Annotated in this window: 13 protein-coding genes; 3 read left to right on the plus strand and 10 right to left on the minus strand. The window is 48.3% G+C overall.

Translation table 11 applies throughout. The features are described 5' to 3' along the window. Window positions 1-459 precede the first annotated feature (459 nt). The 3 genes from ACFPFU_RS19060 to ACFPFU_RS19070 are packed head-to-tail and all read left to right on the plus strand — an operon-like array spanning window position 460 to window position 2,837. On the plus strand, window positions 460-1,653 hold the full coding sequence (locus tag ACFPFU_RS19060; RefSeq protein ID WP_377067050.1) for an RNA-binding domain-containing protein: 1,194 nt from the start codon (window positions 460-462) through the stop codon (window positions 1,651-1,653). 1 nt (window position 1,654) lies between these two features. After that, complete coding sequence (locus ACFPFU_RS19065) at window positions 1,655-2,629, plus strand: ParA family protein (protein WP_377067052.1); 975 nt, start codon at window positions 1,655-1,657, stop codon at window positions 2,627-2,629. Continuing rightward, the gene (locus ACFPFU_RS19070; protein ID WP_377067242.1) at window positions 2,604-2,837 is read left to right on the plus strand and encodes a restriction endonuclease; all 234 of its coding nucleotides are present in this window, start codon (window positions 2,604-2,606) and stop codon (window positions 2,835-2,837) included. The genes ACFPFU_RS19065 and ACFPFU_RS19070 overlap by 26 nt, the downstream gene beginning before the upstream one ends. A 26-nt stretch (window positions 2,838-2,863) precedes the next feature. Here ACFPFU_RS19070 and ACFPFU_RS19075 read toward each other — a convergent pair whose 3' ends face one another. The 10 genes from ACFPFU_RS19075 to ACFPFU_RS19120 form a co-directional block, all read right to left on the minus strand. Continuing rightward, complete coding sequence (locus tag ACFPFU_RS19075) at window positions 2,864-4,042, minus strand: four-carbon acid sugar kinase family protein (protein WP_377067054.1); 1,179 nt, start codon at window positions 4,040-4,042, stop codon at window positions 2,864-2,866. After that, window positions 4,039-5,082, minus strand: a complete 1,044-nt coding sequence (gene pdxA / locus ACFPFU_RS19080; protein WP_377067056.1) for a 4-hydroxythreonine-4-phosphate dehydrogenase PdxA — start codon at window positions 5,080-5,082, stop codon at window positions 4,039-4,041. The genes ACFPFU_RS19075 and pdxA overlap by 4 nt, the downstream gene beginning before the upstream one ends. Beyond that, window positions 5,051-6,244 (minus strand): iron-containing alcohol dehydrogenase, encoded by a 1,194-nt coding sequence (locus tag ACFPFU_RS19085; protein WP_377067058.1) that lies wholly within the window; start codon window positions 6,242-6,244, stop codon window positions 5,051-5,053. The genes pdxA and ACFPFU_RS19085 overlap by 32 nt, the downstream gene beginning before the upstream one ends. Then, a complete protein-coding gene (locus ACFPFU_RS19090; RefSeq protein WP_377067060.1) occupies window positions 6,241-7,854 on the minus strand; it encodes a sodium:solute symporter family protein in 1,614 nt (537 codons plus the stop codon). Before ACFPFU_RS19090 ends, ACFPFU_RS19085 begins: the two co-directional genes overlap by 4 nt. Then, complete coding sequence (locus ACFPFU_RS19095; RefSeq protein ID WP_377067062.1) at window positions 7,821-8,735, minus strand: dihydrodipicolinate synthase family protein; 915 nt, start codon at window positions 8,733-8,735, stop codon at window positions 7,821-7,823. Before ACFPFU_RS19095 ends, ACFPFU_RS19090 begins: the two co-directional genes overlap by 34 nt. After that, window positions 8,732-10,579, minus strand: a complete 1,848-nt coding sequence (locus ACFPFU_RS19100; RefSeq protein ID WP_377067064.1) for a sialidase family protein — start codon at window positions 10,577-10,579, stop codon at window positions 8,732-8,734. Before ACFPFU_RS19100 ends, ACFPFU_RS19095 begins: the two co-directional genes overlap by 4 nt. Window positions 10,580-10,943: 364 nt before the next feature. Further along, entirely contained in the window at window positions 10,944-14,096 is a 3,153-nt protein-coding gene (locus ACFPFU_RS19105) for a DUF6298 domain-containing protein (RefSeq protein ID WP_377067066.1), read from the minus strand. Window positions 14,097-14,204: 108 nt separating this feature from the next. Further along, window positions 14,205-14,858: a DUF3826 domain-containing protein gene (locus tag ACFPFU_RS19110; RefSeq protein WP_377067068.1), complete on the minus strand. Its 654-nt coding sequence runs from the start codon at window positions 14,856-14,858 to the stop codon at window positions 14,205-14,207. A gap of 29 nt (window positions 14,859-14,887) precedes the next feature. Continuing rightward, window positions 14,888-16,594 (minus strand): polysaccharide lyase, encoded by a 1,707-nt coding sequence (locus ACFPFU_RS19115; RefSeq protein ID WP_377067070.1) that lies wholly within the window; start codon window positions 16,592-16,594, stop codon window positions 14,888-14,890. A 154-nt stretch (window positions 16,595-16,748) separates the two neighbouring features. After that, entirely contained in the window at window positions 16,749-18,458 is a 1,710-nt protein-coding gene (locus ACFPFU_RS19120) for a RagB/SusD family nutrient uptake outer membrane protein (RefSeq protein ID WP_377067072.1), read from the minus strand. Window positions 18,459-18,496: the final 38 nt, after the last annotated feature.

The following is an 18,496-nucleotide window of genomic DNA, read 5'->3' on the forward strand; positions in this document are numbered from 1 at the left end:
CCGCAGAAAAGCCATGGTTTTTTTATAGATACTTTAAACCAGGGAAAAAATATGTCCCTACACCCATAATCATCCGGTAAAAAAACTAAATTTGGGTAAACGAAGTAGCCCAACGGCGTCTGATTAAATGATTATGACGGTTTGGTGTGTATTTTGACGTCTTTTGCAAAACCAAAACTCATTTTATAATATCATAATACCAGATAAACAAAAGGTCATGGAACCACTTACTGGCCTATATGAGGTTTTGACCAATCACGACACTTCAGGATGCTTCCGAACTGTTGAAATTTTTAAAAACATGGATAGAAATTCACTGGACACAAAACAATCACGGATTCAAAAAACATGACATATATAAAGATTGGTACTAACTCCCAAATCTGTGAAATCAACTAATCCGTGAAAATCCGCAATTCCGACAATGGATGTGGAAATTGATTTTAAGACGATATGACAATGAATATTGAAAAAGTAAATGAATTGATAGCTGATCTGGAATCAGATCGAATAGAACGGACGACTTCCTTTACTGAAAAGAAGCTTGGACCCGCTGTTTGTGCTTTTTCGAATGATTTTCCAAAACATAAAAAATCAGGATATTTGTTATTAGGTGTCCATGACGATGGAAGCTTGGCAGGGATGTCTATTGGGGATGAGGATTTACAAAAGATTGGAAATGTAAAATCAAATGGAAATGTTTTGCCTCAACCATCATTAGTGGTGAGCCCTGTTTTTTCAATGGATGGAGGAGATGTAGTAGTGGTTGAGGTAAAGCCTTCATCATATCCACCGGTAAGATATGATGGAAGGTGTTGGATTAGAGTTGGTCCAAGAAAATCTGTGGCCAATATTGAAGAGGAACGGATCTTAACGGAGCGAAGAGCGTCATTTGCCAAAACATATGACTTAGTGCCTGCGTTAGGTGCGACACTGCATGATATTAGTTTGGAACATTTTAAAATCACTTACCTCCCCATTGCCATTAATAAGGATATTCTTCAGGAGAATGGCCGGACACTCGAAGAACAACTTGCCTCTCTGCGCTTTTTTGATTCACAGAATCAATGTCCGACTAATGCCGGTATACTACTTTTCGGATTGAATCCAGAGTTCTATTTGCCTGGGTCCTACCTTCAGTATGTTAAGTTCGATGGAGAACAAATGACAGATGATGTTTCGTTTGAGAAGAAATTTTCCGGTGCATTGGCTACTGAATTGGGGTTGTTGGATGATTTTATCAAATCAAATATTTTAAAGACCAAGCCAAAAAGAATTGATTCCTTACAAGAACAAACAATCGCCAATTATCCTTATTGGGCTCTTCGTGAATTAGTGATGAATGCTATTATGCATCGTAATTATGAATCGAATTCGCCCATTTATCTATATGAATTTGGGAATAGAATCGAGATTATCAATCCTGGAGGCTTGTTCGGCGAGGTCACACCTCAAAATTTCCCCAATGCAAGTGATTACAGGAATGTGGTGATTGCGGAAGCACTAAAAGTATTAGGTTATGTGAATAGATTTAATTACGGAGTGAAAAGAGCCAAAATGGAATTAGAGAAAAACGGCAACGGAGAACCTGAATTTGATTTGAGCCTCACTACTAAATTCAAAGTAACTATACCAGTAAATCAAGCATGGTAAAATGAGAAAGATAACATTTTTCAATAATAAAGGAGGTGTAGGAAAAACCACCACGGTGTACCACGTTGCATGGATGCTTTCCGAGATGGGGATAAGAACCATAGCGGTGGACCTGGATCCTCAGTCTAACCTGACTTCTATGTTTCTAAGCGGTGAACGGCTCGAGGATATATATGAGAATTCTCTTCCGGTCACCATACTTGATGCAATAAACCCCATAGTAAATGGAGATCCTGCCGTTGCCGTTCATTTGGAAGAAATCAATGACTATCTGAGGCTGATCCCCGGAAACCTTGCGCTCTCGACATTTGAAGACGGGCTTAGCGATGCGTGGCTAAAATGCCTGAACAGTGAGATTTATTCTTTTCGCATTACGAGTATTTTTAAGACCATCTTGGATGAGGCAGCAAACCGATTTGGTGCGGAAGTAATACTAATTGATGTAGGACCAAACCTTGGGGCAATTAACAGAGCCGTTACAATAAGCTCTGATTATATCGTCATGCCTGTAGCTTCCGACCTGTTTTCAATACAGGGAATTAAGAACCTTGGTATGACTCTTAATACATGGAAACGACAGTGGTACCAAAGAAAAAATCTTAAACCGCAGAATCTTACTGTTGCCATCCCGGAAAACAGTACGCAACCTGCAGGATACATTGTAATGCAGTATTCGGCAAAGGAGAGTAAGCCTGTAAAATCTTACTTAAAATGGGCCAATAGAATTCCTAAGGTTTACTCTGAATTTGTAATGAACAAAAACTCAAATGACAATATAAACATTGAGGAAGACAGTAATTGCATTGGCTTGCTTAAGCATTTTAGAAGTTTAGCGCCGATGTCTATGGAAGCTCATAAACCTATTTTTCTCTTAAAGCCTGCCGACGGCGCAATTGGAGCTCATGTTTATGCAGTTCAACAGAGCTATTCTGAGTTTCAAAGCCTGACTAATAACATCCTCTCCAAATGCCCATGAAACTCCAACCGGAAAATACAATCCCGATTGGGCATTGGTCTTTAAGAATGAGAAGAAAATCTACTTTGTAGCTGAAACGAAATCCACCAAAGATCTAACTAAACTAAGAAACGAGGAAAAATTAAAAATCCAATTTGGCAAAGCTCATTTTGAGAATTTTGAAGGCGTTGCATACAAGCATACAACCAAAGTAGAGGATTTAGTATAGTTTAAAATTGAAACATCCGGTGGGTTTCACACCCTATCACAAGCCATATCAAAAAAGCTGATGATTTCATCGGGCCAATCATAACTGCCGGGCTTGATGGTGAGGTAACAGCCCGTGCTCTGTTCCCTTAGCCGCACCACACCGGGGCTCAACTCCTCCAGCGGGACAAATTCCCTCCAGTTCAGCTTGCTGATGATGGCATACACCGTGGCCCCGCCGGACACCAACAGTTCCTGAATTCCGTGTTCCTGAATGGCCCGAACCACCGTATAGGCCATCCTTTCCTTCAATATATGCGAGCAGTTGTCAAACCTTACCTGGATCTTTCCCAAAGTGAGGATCACTTTCCCAAAATTCTGCAAAAGGAATTTCACATCCGTAATCCAATCCCCGAGCTTTCCATGATGTATTTCCTGGATTTTGAGCATTTTCGGCATCTCGCAGACTTTGATGCCATTGGCCAGGGCATTTTTGATGAAGTCATGGGTCTGAAAATGGTTGCTGCCCGCCACCAACAACCCATCGCCCTCCATGGGATGGTTATTTTCCTGCTGGGGTGCCGTACCACACAAATGCTCAAAATTAGTCCTTAAATAGGCTTCGAAAAAAGCACCGCTTCCCGCAGGCACCACTTCATCATCTATATGTCCGGCCAAAGCGGTCAAGTCATCCATATTTGCGCTATCAGGGATGCTGATCCCTTTTTGCCAGCCACCTTCTCCGGAGAAATCCCCGATATGCACCGGCAATTCCGCCGGATGTACCAATTTCCGGATCAATGATGAAGAGGCAGGAAATTCCGGATCGTCACTGAAGTCGGTTTGGTCCAAGGGTTTTCCTTTCACAAAATACTCCCCGTTCCTGATGGTCCTTTCGGTATAGGGATTGGCGGGAGCCAGTACTATTTTGGCTTTTTCGAAAACCTTTGCCATTGCTTCCAGTTCTTCGGCCACATGTCCCCTCAGAACCGAATCGGTCTTCTTAAAAACATGTTGCGTGCCTGTCTCCAGCAGCTTCTGGGCCAAGGCCTTGGTTTCTTTCACGGCTTCTTCCACGTTCAGTGAGCGTGTATCCGTGGCCACTACCAATACCCCTTTATCTACCGGCTTCACATCCAAGGAAAAAGATACCGGAATCCCCAACCTGAGGCAAACACCTGCTATTTCAGCAGCACCTGTGATATCATCGGCTATAGCTGTAATCATTTCACGTTCACTTTATCTTTTCTGTTAATGGCCATCGGGATGGCGTAATCTATGGCCAGATCCAGGGCATCGGCCGAAGCAATGCCTTTTCCGGCTATTTCAAAGGCAGTTCCGTGGTCCACCGAAGTCCTGATGATCGGCAGTCCCAGTGTGATGTTAACACCTTTCACGCTTTCCATGGTCTGCCTTTCGTTATCCCATTTGAAACCGATCATTTTGAAGGGGATATGTCCCTGGTCATGATACATGGCCACACACCCATCAAAATAGCCTTGGGCCGCTTTGGCAAACATAGTGTCCGGCGGAATAGGCCCTTCTACCCTGTAGCCTGCCGCCGTTGCTTCTGCTACCGCGGGCGCGATTTCCTCCTCATCTTCCCTGCCAAACAAGCCCCCGTCGCCCGCATGTGGATTCAGACCCGCTACACCGATGCGCGGCTTTTCTATCCCGAATTGCAGACAGGCGTCATGCAAAAGCCCTATGACTTCTTTAACCCGGTCTTTTTTCACCAACTCACAGGCCTGCCTCAGAGGCACATGGGTGGTGACATGGATAACCCTGAAGTTTTGCTCCGCCAAGAGCATGGCAAACTTTTTTGTTCCCGTAAAATCAGCATAAATTTCTGTATGTCCGGCATATTGATGACCCGCCAGGTTGATGGATTCTTTGTTGATGGGAGCGGTCACTGTGGCATCCACCTGCTCATCCATCGCCAATTTGATGGCTTTTTCTACTGCTTCGAAAGCGGCCTTTCCGGCCATTGCGGACACTTTCCCCATTTCCAGGTTTTCAAGTTCCACGTTGTCCAAGTCCAAAACATCCATGGTCCCGGACTCAAACCCCGCCTGGCTTACTTCGCTGATGGGATGGACTTTCAGGGAACTACCCAAACATTTCGCTGTGTACGCCATGGTCTTGGCATCCCCAACCACCAACGGCCTGCATCTGTCGTACAATGCTGCATTCGAAAAACTCTTTACAATGATCTCGGGGCCTATTCCCGCCGGATCACCCATGGTCACGGCTATGATCGGTAACATGATTTCCAGTTCTTTTTTTTAACAATCGCTGATAAATGCGGACAGCGTCTTCAAATCCCAGTTCCCTGGGATTGTTTTTCAAAAGGCGCGTCACTTTCATGGCCAGCCCGGCCAATTCATTCAAATCTTCTTCTTTTACTCCCAAAACCCACAAATCCGCAGGAATACCACACGCTCTCACCAGGTCCCTGACCTTCTCCACCCCCTTTTGGGCAATTTCTTCCCTTGAACCCTCTTCCTGCACTCCCAAAGCCAAAGCGATTCTGGCGTGTTTTTCAACCTCCGCCGGCAGGTTGTAGGCCATTACTTCCGGCAGCAACACCGCGTTGGCCAAGCCATGGGGAACATGGTATTTGCCCCCAAGGGGATAGGACAAAGCGTGCACCCCAGCCGTATTGACCGGACCCAGACACATTCCTCCATACATACTTCCCAGCGCCACAGCCGACCGGGCTTCAACATCTCTTCCTTGTCGATAAGCCCGCAGGAGGTTTCGGCCAATCAAACTGATCCCCCGAAGCGCAAAATCGTCTACGATCGGGTGGCTGAAGTTATTGGTAAAGGCCTCAATGCAATGGGAAAGCGCATCCACGCCCGTTTCCGCGGTGATTTTTGGCGGCAGGTCGAGGGTCAGCAAAGGATCCACATAGGTCACGTCAGGAACCAGGAAGGGGCTGATGACACCTTTTTTCTCCAAAGTGCTTTCGTCCAACAAAATGGCATTGGGAGAAACCTCACTGCCGGTTCCGGAAGTAGTCGGAAGACAGTAGAGCTTCACCTTTCGTTCCTTCAGTTGGTTGATGCCAACCACGTCCTCAAGGCTCTGGGTATTTTTTTGCATGGCGGCCAGCAGCTTTGCCAGGTCCAGCACACTTCCGCCGCCTATCCCCACGATCAGTTCAGCCCCAAATCCCTGGACCTTATTCAAGTGTTCGGCATACAACCTGAAGGTTGGTTCGCCAGAATCGTAGGTTTCCACTTGTACCGTGATACCCTTGCGGCCTGCCTCCTGTACCAAGTGTGCCAACATGTCTACAAAAGGAGGTATGGTGAGAATCCATACCCGTTTGCAGGCTGCTTGCAGGAGTTCCTCCCGAAACCGCTCAAAAGCCTGGGTGCCGAAAACAAGCCGGTTGGGTTGTATCAAAGTAATTGCTCTCATGAATATTGTCTGATGTTTTCGGTTGTTTTTTCTCCTTTTTTGAAATAGCCATAAATGGTCAACGTTTCGTTTGCCTTTGGTCGGTCAAAGAACAGACTGGCCACATATCCCACCACGAGGACAACCAAGTGACTGTATACACCGAGCATGTATTTGTGATGGGGAAAGTTATATTTCCCCAGATCCAGCAGCAGCCTGCTTTCTCCGCCGAAACCCAAAGGGGTAGAGGTCAGCAAGGCGTATGCAGTAAACAACACACAGACCAACAGACCTATGTAAAGACCCTCTTTATTGGCCCGGCGGCTGAACAGGCCCAGCAGGAAAATTCCCACGATGCCGGCTGAAAATATCGCATACAGTTCAAACACCGCACCCAATACCCCCTCTCCTTCCCAGAAAACATACAGCAGGGCCACAAACACGGACGCAAGGCCGGAAACCAGCACCAGGATCCTTCCCACAAACAATTTCTGCCTGGTGGTGCTTTTGGGTTTAAGCCTTGCATAATAATCTTCCACTCCGACAGCAGCCAGGCAATTCATATCGGAATCCAGGCTGGAAATGGCCGCCGCCGCTATGGCAGCCACCACCAGGCCCGTCACTCCGATGGGCAGTTCCGTCATGATGAAGTAAGGAAATACCGCATCCACGGTGGCTCCTCCCGGAAGTATGTTTCCCGAAAATTCATAAAATACATACAAAAGCGACCCAACCAACATGAATAAGGTCCACACCGGAACACTGAGAAAAACACCCAAATAGGCGGCGGATTTTGCTTCCTTATCGTTTCTAGCGGTGATGTACCTTTGGACGATGGTTTGGTCGGTACCGTATTTTTGTAAGGCATAAAAAACCCCGTTGAGGGCCATGACGGTAAAAGTCAACCGGGTAAGGTTGAAATCATAAGGACCAAAACCTATTTTATCAGTATCCAAAGCCACTTTTATGGTCTCCATAGGACCTATGGATTGACTGAACAGCAAAATCCCCAGACAAAACAGCCCTCCGCCGATCAGTAAAAACCCCTGGATAACGTCCATCCAGATCACTGCCTCAATTCCTCCCAAAAGTGTCAACACAATGATCACAAACCCCAATACACCGATCACTACAAAAATAGATATGTCCAGCATGCTGCTCAATGCCAGGCTTACCAGGTAAAGGACCGTGCCCATTTTGGAAAAGTGGGTCAGGATGAAGGCGATGGAACTGTACATCCTGGCGAGGACACCGAAGCGTTTCTCAAAATATTCATAAGTACTCAGCCCGATGACCTTGCGGAACAGGGGTACAATCACCCAGATGACCATTACCAGCACCAGAGGCACCATCAATCCCTGCACCAACAGGATCCAGTTGGACTGATAGGCCGCGCTGGGATACGCCAAAAAGGTGACGCTGCTGATCAGGGTGGCAAAGATAGAAATCCCTATGGCCCAGGAAGGAATGCTTCGGCCGCCGGCAAAATAATCTTCACTGCTTTTTTGTCTCTTGGAAAAATATATTCCCATGTAAACAGTAGCCGCCACGGAAGCCAGGATGATCAAGTGATCCACGATATGCAATCCCTGCCCGTTCATGTTTTGCGACCGGTTTGAAAATCTTTCCATTGTGACCGTACCTGTTCTGCCATCCGGCTGTCCAGCATGGTCAGGGGCGGCTTCATAAAAGGCCTGCAAAAGCTTCTTTCCTGCATCAGCAGTTTTAACGCAGCCAAGGATTGGCCCAGGGTTTTATTGGCCTGATAGATGCCGGCCACCCCGTCTGTCATTTTTTGGTAGTGTGAGGCGGTATCCCAGTCTTCCGCCAACGCTGCCTCGTAGAGTGCCCGGTACATTTCCGGTACCAGATTACCCGTACTGGGCACCACCCCGTCGGCACCCAACATCAAACTTTTCACGGTGGCTGCTCCCCATCCGCAGAAGTAAGAAAATTCCTCATTGTCTTTGAACCTTTCAATGGCCTTTCGCAGGCGTGTTTCGTCCCGTTCGGAATCCTTCAGCCCCTTGATATGGGGATGTCCGCTCAGTTCATCAATAATTTCCAACGGAATGGACATCTGTGTGGTGGCTTTGATGTTATAAATAAACAATGGGCCCTCAAGTGCGTCCGCCAGTTTTTCAAAATGACCCTTCATCTGTTCCGGGGTAAGTAGGTAATAGCCCGGTAGTGTAGCCACCACTGCATCCGCCCCCAGATCCAGGTAATTTCTGGCCTGTGACACCTGCTGACAAACCTCATTTTGGACCACTCCTGCATATATTTGTTGGTTGGCGGATTTTTGGGATACCACAGCCCGCAGCATGGCCAATCTTTCCCCATTCGAAAAGGAAGCCGATTCACCGGTGGTCCCCATGACCAGTGGAGAAATGTTGTTTTGGACGAAAGCCGTCATGATGCTGCCGACGGCCTCCTGGTCGATATCCCCTTTTGCCGTCAATGGCGTCACCATCGGCACCACAATACCCCCATATTTTTTGGTCATTTTCATTCGGACGAAGTAAAGAGCGAAGAGACAAAATACACCGCTTCTGGATCCATGGCTCCGGCGTTTTCCAGATCGTAATCCGGGTCGGTAGGGGTGTCGGGATTGGGAAAATACCGCTGGGTACCTGTGCGGAACACCACCCGCTCAAAAGCGTCTACAGGGGCAAAAAAAATCCTTCTTCCCTTTTCCTGGCCGTTGATTTTTACCCCATATGATCTTGTGGACACGTCCATGTCCAGTTCTATCCGGTAGTTTTTGTCTTTTTCATAGTTGTCAAAACTCCCGAGTCGATAACCTGCCCGGTATTTGATGACACCGTCCCCATCAAACAGCAACTGCACGGCAGGGCGGCCTTTGCCGTCCTGAAACTCGATCTGCAACTGCCCATGGTCATCCTGACCAGCCTCCACCTCAAAGCTCACCTGCAGTTGCTCGCTTCTCGGGATTATCCTTTCCGCCTTGGCATAATCGAAGGGGTCTTTGTCTCTAAGAGCAAGCGTTTTTTTAGCATCTTTTTCCTCAATTCCCACAGGCCCCCATATTAAACTGTAGATGTTCCAATCGGCAAGCGCCTCCGATTCAGGCATTTGTGCAAAATCATCCTTGGCATGGCCGGTTGGTTCGCCTGTGACCGGTACCGGCACAGAGGCTACCCAGATGTCCTCTTTGTTCACGCTGTAGGTGATCCAAAGATTGCCGTCGGGCGGTGTGCCGTTGCCTTCCAAAATACCCCTCACATATTGCGGCCCATAGGACTTGTAGTTGCCTCCATAGCGCATGGAGGTGATTTCCCCATGAACCAGTAGCAGATCGTGGTATTCCAACCCATCATCGCTGGTGGAAATGGCCAGGGGCCAGCGATATTCCGAGGGATTGTATACCAGGGCAAAGCGGTCATCGGACGTCCTTTTCCCCCATATTTTGGCATTGCTGTTGACCACGCCGGGCGCCCGGACCGGGTCATATTGCCAAGTCTTTCCGCCATCATCACTGATGCTGGTGAGGGCATGCTTCCACAAGCCCACTACCCTGCCATCATCCAGATGATAGTAGCTAAAAGCTTTGAACTGTTTTTTTAAAGGTATCAAAGGATCATCCCTGTCGGCTTCCTCTACCCATTGCTGCGTCATTAGGGGCTTGGCCATCAGCTCCTCACAGGCCTTCACAAATCCCTTGTCTTTGCTCTTCTTATAAAACGGAAATTCCGATAATTTCTGGTCCCAAGAAGCATTGTGGCGGATAAAATAAATAGGGCCAAAACTCCCATCTTCATAGATTTCCCTGACCACCCGGCCAATGCCTTTGCCGTCATTGGGACTGTCTTTCGCATCCATGGCAATGCCGTAATATCCCAAGGCCAACAACCGGTTGTCTTGGGAAACAAAAAAGCCCATCCGCTGATGCATGACGGCCTGTAGGTTATCGGCCACAGCGTCATGGCCCTCTTTCTGGTACCCATCCGGGATATCGTAAATGGGAAACAGCACTTGCGGTTTGCTCCAGGAAACGCCGTCTTTTGAAGTCGACAAAAATGTCTGGCTGGGAGGAATGTGTTCTCCGGCCGGATCACTGAGGTAGTTGACATAAAAGGTGTCGTTCCAATAGGCGATCATCGGCGCATGGTTATACGTCCAGCCAAAACCGTCCGCTTCCGCGGGCCGGGAACGGTTGGCCCGCATGATCTGTCGTGTATGCGTCCCGATGGCCGGTCGCAATTGGCCATGGTGGTAATCTATTCTGGAAAGGGTGTTTCCGGTGTATTTCAAAGTATCCTGCCCAAAAGCGTCAAAGACGAACAACACTGTCCAGCCAATACTGAGCAAACTTATCTGGAGTAAATTTTTCATTGAGACATTCTTCAATTTAAATATGCAGGGAAGCTTTAATATATCAAAAACACTGGGTACAAGACCAATATGAGCAGTGTACTAAATTGGGCTTCAATTTAATACCGAAAGCCGGTCATTTCCTTCCTGCACATTCCCGTCTGGGGGAAATTCCTGCACGCTGTTGTTCACCAATTCCGTCCATTGCCTTATACCAATAGGCGGTGTTCCCACAAGCAGATTTGGTATGGGTTGGTTTATTTTTCACCTTATCATTTGATTACTTTGCCCAATTTCTTTAAAAACAAGTTTCCTTCATTTGGCCAAAAATAATCTGTGCGCATCTGTATAATCAGTGGTTTATGTCAGTAACCAAGCATTCAACCTAAGGTCCGACAGCTCCGTGGGTTTCATGAATTGCCCTGATCCATACCACACAGTCGTTTTTATCCGGCATTTTCACAGTAATGTTTTTGCCCCCCAAGACCGATTCCTGCTTTTTAGGCACTCCCTCCTTGGGATCTATCCATAATATTTCGAAAGGATGTGGATAGGCGCTCAGGTCCAAGGTTAAGGTCTGGTCTGTTGGACAATAAAAGAGGTAGTTTTCTCCTTCCTCGGCCATTTCCCAAACACCATAGGCCTTGTCAGAGGAGGTCCTGGCCTCCATCTTTGCCAAAGCTTGATTAAAACCTTCCACTTGTAGAGAAGGCAGTGCAGGCAAAGAGCCTCCTGCAAACAGCACAGCCCAGCCAAACCGCTCAGCACCCGGCGTGTTGTAAACCACTGCTTTCTCAGGGTACTTTTCCCTCATCTCCCTCACGGCCCGGAATACCTGCCCCATTGTTTCCTTACCGGGTTTCAATTGCCGGGCATGTTGACGGGGAGCCAGGTGCCTGCCACCTTCCGGTGCATACATCGATCCGTCTTCCTGATAATGCCAGTATCGGATATCAACAACGTCCACCAATTCCGCCCATTCAGATTGTTCGAGAAGGGCATCTTGAACGTCTCTGGTGACGCCCAAACCTATAAGGGCATTTTTTCCTGTTTCCGTTTGCCAATCCCGGATAGTTTCCAGCCAAAATTCCGCGAAGTGCAAAGGTCCTGTGTACTCCGCACTGGTCAGATGCAGCACATTGCCCCTGCCGTCAAAATTATCCAAGCACTGTCTGATATATTGCTGATGCAGATATTTTCTATGAGGATGGTCCACATCGTAAAACTGCTTGTCGAGAAATATCCGCTTGTCCCCGGCATAGGGCGGGGGTTCCGGGAAACCCGTATCGTTGATGTTATTGGCCGGTCTCCAGGGTGAATCCGCCCAATGGGCCCCGGCTTCCAATATGTTGTGCTGAAAATAATGCTGATGGATCAGTACCAACCCTTTCTCTTCACCCAAGGAGGCAAACTCCCAGAGCCTTTCCCAATACCAGGGGTTATAGCGGGTAAGATCATATTTGCTCAAGCCATCCCAGGCTGTTCCCTCACCGGTACGGGCAAAGGGCTGCTCGTAGAATGGCGCCCACACATCGCCGTCCATTCGTCTGGTGCGCTCATGATCATCCCGCCGGCGATCGTACCAAAGGCCATAATTGTGGTCTACCGACACAAAGCCCCGGATGAGCAGGCTGTCGGCCATCTCTTGCAGGTTATCCGTGAGGCCTCTGCCCTCCCTCCCTGGTACAAAGCGGGTAATATGCGGCTTGGCGGCCTCCACATCACGGTCTCTAAGGCTGCCCCGCCACCAGGACACATCCAGCTTTTTTCCTGTCAGCAGTTGGTCGCCGTAGACCAGCCTTCCGTCCTGAATGCTGACGGTCCCTGGAAGCTCTTGAGCCGGAGCTGAATCTGTCTCAACCGTTATCTCCTGTGCACCTTTGTGAGAGATGGGTATGGGACTCCTCTCTTTCGCCAGGCCTATCCATTCGGCAAAAGTCAGGGGTGTAATCGCTGCTGCCTGCGTCAGTTGCTGGGCCTGTTCGTAAGTAGGGCTGGTAGAAGCCTCGGTATCCATGGCCCTCAAATGGGCGTCTTGGGGCAATTCCTCCAGCCTTTCTTCCAATTGGGCATAATAGAGGCTCCTGGGCTTGATATGGTTATTGGTATTTTCCCAGAGGCCGTTTCCGGAAAACTGGCCCCAGGTGCCATAAGCCCAATTGTAGGCGAAGGGCGGTGAATGGCATTCCACCAAAGCGGCTGCAGCCTGCCAAAACATGTTGTTGCCCCCTGTCCATCCGGCACCCCGGCCATCCTGCCCGCGGTTTTTAAAACTCAGGGCATGGCCATCAATTTGCACGTTGTCAAACAAAGCCCCGGTGCTCCATCCTTCGATGCCGCCACTCAGGTGGTGCGGCAAATGGGATTCGCACTCGACAAAGACATTGGGGCCGGCGGCATTCAAGCCCACCGCAAAATCGTGATAGCCCTGTTCGGCGTAACAACGCTGAAAAAGTACCTGTTGCCCTTGTGTATAGAAGGTATATCTCCGCTGGCCCCCGATTTCCGATATGGGCTGAAAGGATCTGCAGTCCTCCACCGTGATCTTTTTGGCAGAATTTCTCAAGGCCACGGCAGAACCCGCAAAGTGCCAAAAGTCCACTTGTCGGACCCATGCATTTTCCACATTTTCCACGGTCACCCCCATCCAGCGGTGGTCTTCATCCTTGAGGTTGTCTGTGTCAAATTCGGATTTCAGCGTCAGGTTTTCCAACCCCACCTGACTGATCCTTCCCGGCCAGTGATAGGTCATCACTTCGGCACCGCCAAACGCTTTATCCAATCCCATCATCAATGGCGCATCCAGTGTCAATGTAGTTCCCTGTATATCCGTGATTTTTCTGTCCCAGGACAAGTCGTGGTCACCCGGCTTCCAACCCAGCCAACCTGTTTCGCCACCGAATTCATTCATACCCATCTTATCTATCCAGGCTTGTGTGGACGGCCTGCGTATCAACACTTGCTGACCAACCTTAAATAACCCGGGTTCGGCCACTTCAATTTCCAGGGCATTTAGAGGGACATACGCTTGTTCGATGAGTTGGGAATGACCTATGACCCTGTCTCCAGCCCCCTTAATTTTTACCAGCATATTTCTGCTTTTTCCTGTACCCAGGAGCGTGGTTCCCGCGTCTCCGATGCCGCTGCCTCTTAAAACCACGCCGCCGTGCTCCAGTTCTATTATGCCTGATACCAAAAATGTCCCCCGGTCCAACAGAACCGCCCCCCGTATTCCACTTTCGTCTTTTGGCAAACGGCCTACTTGATCCAAAGCCGCCTGAATAAGGCGGGTGGCATCTCCTTCCGCATGTGGGATAAATATCTGTATGGGTACATTTGGAATGGATTTTTCCCCCGCCTCATACCCGCTGTATGAATAATCCGGGATTCGATCGCCATTGGGGGCCGGTTCATAATCCAGTTTATCATTTCGGAATTCTATCGTAGGAACGGCTACCGGATCCTGGCAAAAAGCATCGGTCTGCCGTCCTAAAAAAAACACTGTCATCAACAAACCAATATAAAAGTCTTTTCTCATGTGTTTGCGGTACGGGGTTTTATTGTGAAAGCTGAGAAACTTTAAATAGGGAAAAGGGAATGAAAACCCCATTCCCTGGATATGATCTATTTGTGCTATCTTATTCCTTCATTTACTCATGGCGGCTTCCATTGTTTCGCTGGCTTTTTTCAAATCATAGCCTTCCGCTGCCAGGTAGTTGTTGATCCTGCCTTTGTATTTGCCAAACCAGCCATGTTTCTTTTTGGAAGTCCCTGCCATCATGGCTTTTTCGCGGGCTTCGATAAGATTTTCCCAAATATGTTCCCTTTGGGCCGCCGTGAGCTCCGGGAGCATCTGCAAATAAACTTTATAGGTGTTGGGCGCCACGCTGTAGGTCAGGCCGTCTTTTACTTTGGCGATCTGCTCCCCATCCAGATCATGGGAAAGCCCGGTAATAAAGGACCGCTTTAGTTGATCTGACTCCTTCTCCGATTTTTTGCTCAGCTTGTCAAGCTTTTTTTTCAGCTTGTCCGGGTTTGCTTTCCATTTTTCTTTGGTACCGGCTTTTCTGCCATCCTGCTTTTCATGCAGATCACTCAAATCCCTGTATTGTTTGGCGATGGTTTGTTTGACACTTTCCCGGGTTACAGGGTCAGTTATGTCCAGCGTGGCAACAATCTTGTCCGCCCTTTCGAGCGTGACGTTGATATAATCCGAATCCCACTCTTGGGCAAAGGCCCTGGGAAATGTTCCCCATAACAGCAGGATAACAGCGGTTAAAATGATTTGAGGTCTTTTCATGGATATTTGGAAAAAGGTTGTTACTGCAATTATTTTGATATAAGTCCGCCATTTTTGTGGTGCCATTCGGCCAAAGTGTCTTTGTTGTTGACCGGATCGGTCCAATCCACTGCTTGTGTTGGATCTATTCCGTTGATGTATTTTTCGATGTTGGTGTACCCATCGCCATTCAGGTCTTTATTGGCATCTGAGGGGTCATCGGGATTCAAGCCATATTGCTTCTCCCAGGCATCGGGCATGCCGTCATTATCGGAATCCTGGTAAGGCCGGCCGTTGTACTCCGGATAGCCTCCCACCTGCGAAATATCCGTGATAATCCCTTTCTTGTAGGAATCCTGAGGCAACCGCCTTTTTACAAATTCCCTTCCTTCACCTGTTTCCAATCCTTCTTTGTATTCGATTTTTCCCGTCTTTATCTGTTTCACGATCCTTTCGTCTACGGGATCCCTTCCGGGTATCGTAGCGCCGGCATTTTCCAACACATATTCGTAAGCTTCCTGCGCGGGCATCATGGTCAGATCGGCCATGGGGAAAGGTTTGTCTACACGGATATAAGCTTCGTAGTCTTTTATATCCCCTCCAATCTGCACACCCCCGGCCCAATTGTCTCTGGAAACCTCTTCATGCCCTTCGGCCACGTTTCCATGCACATAAGCCCTGCCATACACTGAAGTGTCCTGTTTGGACCTATCGGATTCCGGCTTAAGAAAACGGTACCTGACCGGATTGTCTTCCGGGGTAATGGGACCCGGCTTGAGGTAATTATTGATGATGTTAAAAAGGGAGCGGTGGTCACCTCCGTCCACCGTTCTGTTCCAGTAGTTGAAAAGTACGTTATTGACAAAGGTGAAATCCCCATACATGCCCACAGAGGGGTTTCTGCTGATGTTGTTGGCCCAAAGATTACGCATAAAGGTACTGTTGTAACCTCCCAGTGTGCTCCCAAAACCATGGTTATACATGTCCAAGGTTTCCGCTATGATGGTATTTTGAACGGTGATATTGGAGGAAGGCAATTTTTGCACCCCTTTGCCTTTGTCGCCGTCATACATATTTCTGTAAATGGAAAGGCTTTCGTCCAGTCCCCAGCTTATGGAGCAGTGGTCAATAATGACATTGCCCGGAGAGTCTCCGCCCAGTGCATCGTCCCTTCGGGTCACATCTGTGGCCCCTCTCCTGAAACGCATGTGCCGGATGACCACATCATGGGTATCTATATTCACGGATTCTCCAGCTATGCATACCCCATCACCTGGAGCGGTTTGGCCGGCAATGGTCACATAGGGCGCCCTGATGCTGAGTGGCTTTTCCAGATGGATAATCCCTGCCACGTTAAAGACAATGGTCCTGGCACCTGCCGCTTCACAGGCCTCTCTGAAAGTTCCGGGGCCTGAGTCTTCCAAGCTGGTGACCACATAGACTTTTCCTCCACGGCCACCCGGTGTAAATTTCCCTCCTCCTTCTGCACCGGGGAAGGCCGGTATCTCCGCACGTACCAAGTCCAGGGGATAAGCTGCCCAAGGCACATACGGCCTCCCCTCCTTGGCTTCCTTATCCATTATTTCCAGGGAATTTTCCCAGATTTTGGCCAGTCTTTCTTCTTCCAGTTCCATGAGGGAATCGGTTTTGGCTTGAAGCTCAGGAGGAATCTCCGGATATTGGCCGAAGGTGTAATGGCTGAAAAACAAAAAAACAAAAACTGTCAATCCTGATCTTACTTTTTCTGCTGTTAACATATTATGGTCGTTAATTTTCAACTGGGCTAGTCCCATGCCGTAAATTGATTTACAAACTTATTGCGTTCATAACTACAAATCGTTTTTTTGGAAAGTAATAAAACCTTCCATTTCCCTGTTGGGAGCTAGAAGGTTTATAGTTGTTAAGTTTTTCTCAATACCCCGGATTCTGGCCAAACTCCTGGGCATTCAGTAAAGCGTCCATTTCAACTTGCGGGATAGGTCTTACATAATGATGTTCCTGAAATTCGGTGATGTCGGGATTGTATCTGGCAATCCTGTCCCCCAAAGTACGGGTACGTTTGAGGTCATACCATCGGGTCAGTTCCCCGCAAAGTTCCCTTGCCCTTTCATCCAACACAAAATCAAGATCCACTTGGTCAGCGGAAACCATCATTTCGGAGGTATAATCCACCGGTTCCTTTTTTGCCGCCCTGGCCCTTATCACATTCAGATGCCCGGCGGCGGCGGCGGGATTACCCAGTTGCACTTCCGCCTCGGCGGCGATCAAATATATCTCCGCGAATCGCATCGCCATCACATCCTGGAAGCCTTCCCTCATGTTGGGATCGGTACGGGTTATGGGATCCCTGAATTTCCAAAGCTGGACAAAATTATCAGGTTGATTCAGCGCTCCGTTGGATTCACGGTAGGTCCTGTTTCTGTCATATATCACATAAGGCATGAATTCCTGATTCTCGATGGCCCGTTTTGTGATCAGCAGTGCCGTATCTATCCCCGCCCTGACCTGCGTACCGACCAGACTCGGATCCTTTCCATGGGTCTGGACATCATCTTCTGTCCAGGTATAATCCTCATTGGCAATCCAGACTTCCTTGAACGTCGCTTCATACCGGGCATCCATTTCTTCATCGTAAAAATCGAGAAGCGCCCTGGTCGGCATCAGTCTTCTGGTATCCTCATTGCCATACTCCAATGTCCTGTGAAGGCCTTTAAACCTGGTATAATTGGTCATGAAGAACTGGTGCATCCGGTTGGCTCCTCCGGGATTCAATGAAGGGTTAAGGGAATAACTCACAATATGGAGTGCTTCAGGGTTTTCCTTGTTGTTTTGCGGGTCCCAAAGCGCATGTACATTATCCCATAAAGCTATTCCCAACTCATCCTTTCTTTCTATGATTTCATTGGCCATGTCCCGGGCCAGGGTAAAGTAAGTCTGGCCATCGCCATAATATCCGCGAGTCAGGTACACTTTGGCCAGTAAGCCCAAAGCTGTTTTTTTGGTCGCCCTGCTGTATTCCTGACCATAGCTGACGGGCAAATGTTCAGATGCAAACAGCAAATCCTCAATCATGAGATCGTAAAATGCCTCTTCAGGACTTCTTTCCGCCGTCAGGAGTGGCTCCCTGGTTTCTTCTGTTCTGAGCATGACGCCTCCCCACTGCTCCACAATGTGCCAGTAATAAAAGGCGCGGAGAAATCTTAATTCTCCCAACCTTTGGTTTCTTTCCAATTCATTGGTAAAACCTGCCTCATCAATCCTGTTGATGCCCGCATTGCACTGGTTGATGCCGACCCAGAGCCTGGGCCACTCGCCGATATTGGGGTTACCCTGAGTAGGCGTCAGCCCTGCATAACGGGTGTGCTGGTTGGCATAATTTGCGTTTTCCCTATTGAACCAAAGGTCTGTACCTACTTCTCCAAGGAAAAGCCCGTTCTCTCTACCATAAAACTGGGTTCTGTAGTGGTAGGCGCCATTCACAGCCGTGATGAACCCCTCAGGAGTGGTCCAGGCTGCATCGGCGGTGGTACCTGAGGGATTGAATTCATCCAGGTCGCAGGACACGATCCCTAAGGAAGCGCAGCAAATCAGTCCTTTATATATTATATTTTTTATTTTCATGGTTTTTAACTTTAAGTTGACAAGTGTTCGGGTTTTGT

Origin of the sequence: Negadavirga shengliensis (genome assembly GCF_042652345.1) — a bacterium.
Taxonomy (GTDB): domain Bacteria; phylum Bacteroidota; class Bacteroidia; order Cytophagales; family Cyclobacteriaceae; genus Negadavirga; species Negadavirga shengliensis.